The following is a 297-nucleotide window of genomic DNA, read 5'->3' as shown; positions in this document are numbered from 1 at the left end:
GAGAGCGATGCGCGCAGTACGCGGTTCGTGCTGAGGTTTCCGCGCGCCAGGTGAGGACGCAAAACCGGTTACACAGACCCCGCCGCGCTCTGGCTTTCGCCACCCCACGTCCCGCCTAACGCCTTCAGCAACAACACACTCGATTCCAACTGCCGCTCGGCAATCTGATCCGCGATGCGCTCGTTCGTCAGCGCAATCGTCTGCGCGGTCACCACGTCGAGATAGCTGACCGCGCCCGCGTTGAAGCGGTTCGTCGTGAGCCGCAGCGACAGGTCCGCGGCCGTGGTGGCGCGCTGT

Annotated in this window: 1 pseudogene; it reads right to left on the bottom strand. The window is 65.7% G+C overall.

The annotated features are described in order from the left end of the window. Window positions 1-68: 68 nt before the first annotated feature. Window positions 69-297, bottom strand: a pseudogene (locus tag P0D96_RS48605) (RND transporter); the annotation flags it as partial.

It is taken from the genome of Paraburkholderia sp. RL17-347-BIC-D (assembly GCF_046027915.1).
Lineage (GTDB): Bacteria > Pseudomonadota > Gammaproteobacteria > Burkholderiales > Burkholderiaceae > Paraburkholderia.
This window is presented reverse-complemented; position numbering and strand designations above follow the sequence as displayed.